This is a genomic window from Anabaena sp. FACHB-1391 (assembly GCF_014696755.1).
GTDB lineage: Bacteria > Cyanobacteriota > Cyanobacteriia > Cyanobacteriales > Nostocaceae > Dolichospermum > Dolichospermum planctonicum.
This window is the reverse complement of record NZ_JACJQS010000089.1, coordinates 1-1600: the sequence shown is the minus strand read 5'-3', so window position 1 is coordinate 1600 and position 1600 is coordinate 1. Positions and strand designations below refer to the sequence as shown.

Annotated in this window: 2 protein-coding genes; one reads left to right on the top strand and one right to left on the bottom strand. The window is 29.6% G+C overall.

The annotated features are described in order from the left end of the window. Positions 1-125: 125 nt before the first annotated feature. Positions 126-269 (top strand): hypothetical protein, encoded by a 144-nt coding sequence (locus H6F62_RS20315; protein WP_162501151.1) that lies wholly within the window; start codon positions 126-128, stop codon positions 267-269. Between the two features lie 8 nt (positions 270-277). Here H6F62_RS20315 and H6F62_RS20310 read toward each other — a convergent pair. Next, a partial coding sequence (locus H6F62_RS20310; RefSeq protein WP_190372841.1) for an Eco57I restriction-modification methylase domain-containing protein occupies positions 278-1600 on the bottom strand: 1323 nt, incomplete at its 5' end.

Here is a 1600-nt window from a genome sequence, read left to right as displayed (position 1 = left end):
CCGCACGATACAATTCTATCGAAGAGTGAAAATGTTCAACAAGTTTAATAATGGTATCAGGTGCTTTCATATCTGAAAAAATGTTAGTTTTATATAAATCTATAATAACTCTTTTTTGACCAAAATTGCCAACTTTTTTAATATTTGGTGGTTTATCTAACTGGATTTTAGATATCAGTTTAGGTAATAGCTGGGGAGTTAGCACTGGAATACTTGTTTGTATGGGTGCTGGAGTGTATGAATTAGGACGCAGACAAGGGGAAGAATAAATTTAAGTTTATGCACTTTGAATACTTTCAATCATAGTTATTTCTGCATCAGTTAATTCATAGAGTTCATAAACTAATTGATTGATTTGTCTATCAGTGGCTTGAATTTGTTGCTGAATCATTCTTTTGGTTGGGGGTGTGTTTGCTTGATTGAGTTGTTGATGAAGATCAAGCATTTGTTGTACTAAATTAACAATTAAATCATGTTTTTGCTTTTCTGCAATTTGAGAATTATCAATAATTTTAATAGGAAGATTGCGAATAAACCGAGATTCAAAACTATAGTAACCACCTCTCATTGATGTAGATGATTTTTTGAGATAAAATTCTAGGACTTGACTATTTAACAATCCTAAAATGTATTCCCATGAATAAATAGATTTAACCAAAATTCCATATCCTCCAGCGACACCACCCGTAAAAAATATCTCCCCTGTTTTATCCCATGTAAATGATGAACCAGTCGCAATATCAGGAGTAAATATTTTTGGTAAAGCCATGACATTTAAAGCTTGAAATCTACTATATCCATACCAATTTTCTCCTAACATTTTACTATTTTCTCTACTTTCTAAATAATCTTTATTATCTAGTAAATAATTCCAGTTTAAAGGATATTCTTTTGCAAAGGTATTCATAGAAATCAATTCCATTGAACCATTATTTTTAAGCATATAGGGAAAAATAATCAACTTATTAGTTTTAGACAAATAATATCTTTTACTATCACCACCTTTAATCAAAGGATGTAGTAAATTAGATTCTAACCAGTATGCTATTTGTTTTTGTTTTGAAAAAACCTGGATTAAATTATCTTCCCGTGATAATTCTTCGACGATATATATTTTATCAGCACTGGTTTTAATTCCTTGAAAAATCCTTTCTGTTACATCTTCTAGTCTAGATTTAATTTGTTGTAATTTTGCAAATAACTTAGCATCTTCTCCCAGAATAAAATTCCATGCTGAAGATGAAACTAACGAATGATTAATAATTCCTGTTTGACTATTATGATTATTTTTCCAATCTATTAAATCAGTAACTTTTTCCATTTCTAAATCAGATTGTTGTGATTTTCTCAAGAAAAGCAAACAAGTATAAGTTGAAACCTTGGGAAACACTTGTTGATCTCCAAAATGCACTATTTTATGAAGATATTTACCTTCAGCAATTAATTTCCTGATAGATTCCCCATATTGAGCATTAAAAAACTTATGGGGTAAAATAAAACCTAAATAGCCATCTTTTCTTAATAGCTCTAATCCCTTTTCCACAAAGACAACATAAATATCATAGTTTCCCTTACTAGCAGAAACATACTGTTGTTTATA